Source organism: Dietzia sp. SLG310A2-38A2 (assembly GCF_014145095.1).
In the GTDB taxonomy this organism is placed as follows: Bacteria; Actinomycetota; Actinomycetes; order Mycobacteriales; family Mycobacteriaceae; genus Dietzia.
In genome coordinates this window covers 1-5,113 of the sequence record NZ_JAALDX010000036.1, presented here as the reverse complement: position 1 = coordinate 5,113, position 5,113 = coordinate 1, and the positions used below count along the sequence as shown (strand labels likewise).

General features: G+C 70.0%; 5 protein-coding genes. 3 read left to right on the top strand and 2 right to left on the bottom strand.

Annotated elements, in window-relative coordinates; translation table 11 throughout:
• A partial coding sequence (locus G6027_RS01425; protein WP_206682454.1) for a hypothetical protein occupies positions 1 to 695 on the top strand: 695 nt, incomplete at its 5' end.
• Between the two features lie 21 nt (positions 696 to 716).
• Here the strand turns inward: G6027_RS01425 and G6027_RS01420 are convergent.
• The gene (locus tag G6027_RS01420) at positions 717 to 1,481 is read right to left on the bottom strand and encodes an ABC transporter permease subunit (protein ID WP_182634736.1); all 765 of its coding nucleotides are present in this window, start codon (positions 1,479 to 1,481) and stop codon (positions 717 to 719) included.
• A complete protein-coding gene (locus tag G6027_RS01415; protein ID WP_206682453.1) occupies positions 1,478 to 2,437 on the bottom strand; it encodes an ABC transporter ATP-binding protein in 960 nt (319 codons plus the stop codon). The genes G6027_RS01420 and G6027_RS01415 overlap by 4 nt, the downstream gene beginning before the upstream one ends.
• A 400-nt stretch (positions 2,438 to 2,837) precedes the next feature.
• Between G6027_RS01415 and G6027_RS01410 the strand changes: the two genes are divergently transcribed.
• The gene (locus tag G6027_RS01410; RefSeq protein ID WP_241726717.1) at positions 2,838 to 4,463 is read left to right on the top strand and encodes a hypothetical protein; all 1,626 of its coding nucleotides are present in this window, start codon (positions 2,838 to 2,840) and stop codon (positions 4,461 to 4,463) included.
• On the top strand, positions 4,460 to 5,113 hold a 654-nt coding region (locus tag G6027_RS01405; RefSeq protein WP_346995594.1), incomplete at its 3' end, for an MFS transporter. The genes G6027_RS01410 and G6027_RS01405, both read left to right, overlap by 4 nt.

Sequence of the window (5,113 nt, the reverse complement as noted above, 5' to 3'; positions counted from 1 at the left end):
TTGGGACGGTGACCCTCACGGACAGCGCGGAACTCACCGGGGACCTCGCGGTCGCCGGCGGGTCGCTCACCCGCGACCCCGGGGCGGTCGTCCGGGGCACCGTCACGGACGAGCCCGGAGCGGTGGCGGTGCTCGATCGGAGCGGACGACCCCGCGCGTCGATGGATCGACTCGTGTGGTCGATGCTCGGGGTGGCCGTCATGGCCGGCCTCGCCTGGCTGGTCGCCCGCGTGGCACCTCGCCCACTGCACCGCACGGCTAACGCGGCGACGACCTTTCCCGTGGTGAGCGGAGCGCTGGGCACCCTGGTGCTGATCACGGCCCTTCCCCTGGTGGCATCGATGATCTTCACGCTGTTCCTCATCCCGGTCGCCGGGATCGTGCTGGCCGGGTTGGGGCTGAGCGTGGCGTACGGGGTGCTGTCCGTCGGGCGCGCACTCGGAGTCCGCATCATCCGACGCCTCGGGCGGGCCTGGCCCACCCCTGCCGCGTCCGCGCTGGGCACGGCGGTGCTCATCGCGGCCGTGCAACTGGTGGGACTCGTCCCGTTCGCCGGGGCCGCCGTCACGGGGATCGTCGTAGTGGTCTCGCTCGGCGCTGTTCTCCTCACCGGGTTCGGACTACGCCCGTACGTTCCTCCGCACGACCAGTTCGACGGTCCCGATGGCGGCAGTTCTGCCGGAGCCGGGTCCTGACACGGGTCGCGGCGCCCGGTCTCAGAGTTCCTTCCGGCGCAGTCCGACCACGGCGACACCCAGACAGAGCACTGTCAGCATCGCGGTCGAGACGATCGGACCGATGCTCATGAGAATGCCCCCGGCCAGGACCGGCCCGGCCAGTGGACCGAGACTCCAGGGCATCACGTCGAAGGCGGCGGGCGCGAAGGCGACGAGGACGTCGGTACCGATGATCCCCACCAGGGGAAGAGCCACGATCAGGGCCCTGGACCAGGTCACGGCGCTCAGAGCCAGAACAAGGGCGAGGTGGAAGACCGCCAACAGGGCCACCGACATCATCGCGCCGAGCCAGCGGCCGGGGGGCCACAGACCGCCGTGGGCGAGTGACAACTGCGCGAGCACGCCCAACCAGGGCACAAAGACGAGGACCACAAGGATCGCGAAGGCGTGAGCGACGAACTTCGCCGCCAGCAGCGCCGTGCGAGACAACGGTTTCGAGAGCATCCATTCGAGTAGACCCGCCCGCTGCTCGTCGACCAGGACACCCTGGGCAGTGACCACCACACCGATGGCGGTGATCATGCCGGCCATGCCCGCGAACTGCGCGGCACTGCCCTCCACGGTGACCTCGACCCCGCCGATGAATTCCTCCAACCTCGGCAACACCCACAGCATGACGGCCAGCAGGCCGTTGATGATGCTCGTCCACACCGCCAGCTGCACCCACCACCGTCGGGTCGACCACCAGACCCCGGCCTCCCTCCGGGCCTGATTCGCGAAGCCCTGAAGGACCTGAACGTTCACTGCCGATCCCCTTCCACGGCCGAGAGGAAGACGTCTTCCAGTTCGGACCTGCGACGGGCGAAAGACAGCACTTCGGCACCCTCGTGCCGCAGGACCTGACGCAGCAACTGGTGGCGGGCGGCCCGGTCGTCGGTCACGGTGACGACGAGGCGGCCGGTGTCGCCGTCGCCGTCCGGACAGACGACGTCGCCGACCCAGGGCTGCTGCCGCAGGTCGGCCACGGCCGCGTCGACGTCCCCTGCGAGCGTCAGAACGTACGCGTTCTCATTGTCCCTGGAGAGCAGTTCGTGAAGCGGGGACTGTAGAACACGGTGGCCGTCCTTCAGGATGGCCACCTCGTCGCTGACCTGTTGAACGTCATCGAGGATGTGGGTGGAGTAGAACACCGTGGCGGACTCCTTGAGCGTGCGCATCACGGCGAGGACGTCGCGGCGGCCGCGAGGGTCCAGGGCGGATGCCGGCTCGTCAAGGATCAGGAGTGGGGGGCGGTGGATCTGGGCCTGGGCGATACCCAGTCGCTGCCGCTGTCCGCCCGAGAGGTCACCGGCGAGGTCATCTGCCTTCCGGCTCAGTCCGACCAGGTCGAGGACCTCGGTGATGTCGTCCTCCACGGTCGAGCTCTTGTCCTGGGGAAAGAAGCCCCTCGCGTAACGCAGTACCTGGCGGGCAGTCAGCTCGGGGTGGAAGCGTGGCTGCTGGGGGAGGTAACCGACGCGTCGGCGAACATTCATGCTGTCGCTCACGATGTCATGACCGAAGACCGCGGCGTCGCCGCCGGTGGGTGTCGCCAGTCCTAGCAGCACCCGCATCACGGTGGTCTTGCCCGCTCCGTTGGGGCCGAGGAAGCCGAACAGAGACCGTTGGGGGACCTCGAGGTCCAGCGCATCCACGGCGAGGACGGACCCGTACCGCTTGGTCAATTGTCGGCAGACGATGGCCGGTGTCTCAGGGGTCACGCGTCGATCCTCCTTCCCGCACCGGGCGGGGCATCCGCACCACATCCAGGACGACGGTTCGGCCGCATCAGGCCTGCTGCACCGACAGAACGGCCTCCACAGACGACCCCGCCCCAGTTCGAGCTCCCCGGCGTCGGGCAACGACAACGAGGCAACGATATCAAGGACCGCGAAGCCAACTGCGCGATCGCCAGTTGCGGACCATCGAGCCATCGAGCCGCTGGTCGCCAACACCAACTGACCCTCCCGTAACCTTGGTCCCACCAGCCCCGAAAAACTCTGAACAACTGTCCAGAAATCGCCGGGACAGGCCGTGCGACGGCCGATTCTTGGTTAAGCTCCCTCTCACGCCGACGCGCCCGCCGACCCACGGCAGGTGCCGTCCGAGAGGGGCACGGGCATGGGACGCAGCAGTTCGACCACGAGGACACCGATCACCGGAGAGTGGCCGCGCGCAGCGTTGGCCCTGCTCATGGCGGCGATCCTGGTTGTTCCGCTGGCGGCCGCCCCGGCTCGCGCCGCCGCCCCGGTCAGAGGCATGGTGGACGCCCACGCCCACATCGCCGCATCGCAGGCGTTCGGCGGGGCGCTCCGGTGCGGTGAGCCGTTCGCCCCCGGCGGAATGGCCCAGGCGTTGGCCGACTGTCCCACGCACTCGGACTTCGGCCACTTCTCACTGCTCGAGTCAGTCCTCGGCGGTACCGCGGTCCCCGGTGGCACGCAGGGTTACCCCACCTTCGCGCAGTGGCCGGCCCATAACTCCCAGCTCCACGAGCAGGCCTACTACACCGGTATCGAGCGCGCGTGGCGGGGCGGTCTGCGGGTGCTCAACAACTACCTGGTCGCCAACCGCGTGCTGTGCGAGATGCTGATCGGCTCGCCGTACTCGTGCGACGAGATGGAGCAGTTGCGCCGGCAGGTGGACTACATGAACCGCATGGAGGCCCACATCGACGCCGAGCACGGCGGCCCGGGTCGCGGATGGTTCCGGATCGCCCGGTCGCCCGGGGAGGTCCGTGCGATCGCGGCGGAGGGCAAGCTCGCGGTAACGCTGGGCGTCGAGGCGTCCGAACCGTTCGGCTGCCGAGTGGTCAACGATGTGCCGCTGTGTTCGGCCGAGGACATCGATCGCGGGCTCGACGAGTTCGCCTCGTGGGGCGTGTCCACCGTGTTCCCGGTCCACAAGTTCGACAACGCGCTCGGGGGCGCCCGCATGGACGAGGACCTGGCGGGACTTGCCGTGAACGTGGGCAACAAGATCGGGACCCAGCGCTTCTGGGAGACCGAGCCGTGCACCGGCCCCGACGCCGACCACGAGCAGCCGATCGTCAGCACCCCGGTCGCTGACGGACTGGCCGCGGCGGCGTCCGGCGCGCCCGCGGGTGCGGCGCTGCCGGTGTACCCCGAGGCGCCGCTATGCAATGTCCGCGGACTGACCCCGCTCGGCGAGCACGCCGTCCGCGGGATGATGGCCCGAGGCATGGTGATCAACATCGACCACATGAGTGTCAAGACGGCCACCCGAACGCTCGACATCGCCACGGAGACGGGCTACACGGGACTGATCTCCGACCACACCTGGGCCACCCAGGGCATCACGCGCCGCATGCACGAGCAGGGCGGGTTCGTCGCCGCGTTCGCCTGGCCCGCCAACGCCACCGAGAACTTCGACACCGGCTTCCTGGAAGCGTGGCGGGCCAACACCGCAGGTACGACCCGCCCGTGGGCCGGGTACGGCTTCGGCTCGGACGTCAACGGCCTGGCCCCGCTCGCCGACCCGCGTCCCAGCGCGGCCACCGACCCGCTGGTCTACCCGTTCACCGCACTCAGCGGCGAGGTGATGGACCGGTGGCAGTTCGGCGAGCGGGTCTACGACCTCAACGTCGACGGGGTGGCCCAGTACGGCCTCTACGCGGACTGGGCGGCCGACCTCCTGCACCGGGCCGGACCTGACCGCCCCGAACTGGAGCGGCAACTCATGGGCGGCGCGGAGGCGTGGACCGCCAACTGGGAACGCGTGCGGTGACCCGATCCGCCGACCGCGTCGGCCCCCTGTGGGTCCTGGCGCTCACGCTCGGCGTCGTGGCGGTGTTCGCCTCCTGGTTCGGCCCGCTGCAGATACTCCTGCCCGTCCAGGCCGACAGGATCGCTGGACCGGGGGGCCGGGAGGCACTCCTCGGACTGGTCGTCGGGGTCGGGGCCGCCGTCGCCCTGGTGGCCAACCCGATCTGGGGGCTGATCTCCGACCGGTGCCGCGCCAGGCTCGGCACCCGGATGCCGGTGGTGTACGTCGGCACGGTGATCGGCGTGGCGGGCCAGGTGACCCTCCTGACCGCCGACTCCGGCCCCGCCACGGTCGCGGGGTGGGTCCTCGTGCAGCTGGGGTTCAACGGACCGTTCGCAGTGCTGGCCGCCCTGATGGCCGATCGCGTCCCCGAACAGCAGCGGGGCGTGGTGGGCTCGCTGTTCGGGGTGGGTCAGATCGTCGGCGTGATCAGCGGCGTCGTGGTGGCGGAGTCCGTCGGTGGTGGTGCGACCGGGTACCTGGTGCTCGCGGTGCTCACGCCGGCGTTGCTCTCGGCGATCGTGGTGGCGGGACGTGCGGCGCCGGTCGCCTCACCGGCCCACGCGGCCACCGGCGGCGGAACGGGACCCGAGGTCGGCAGCGACGCGGGA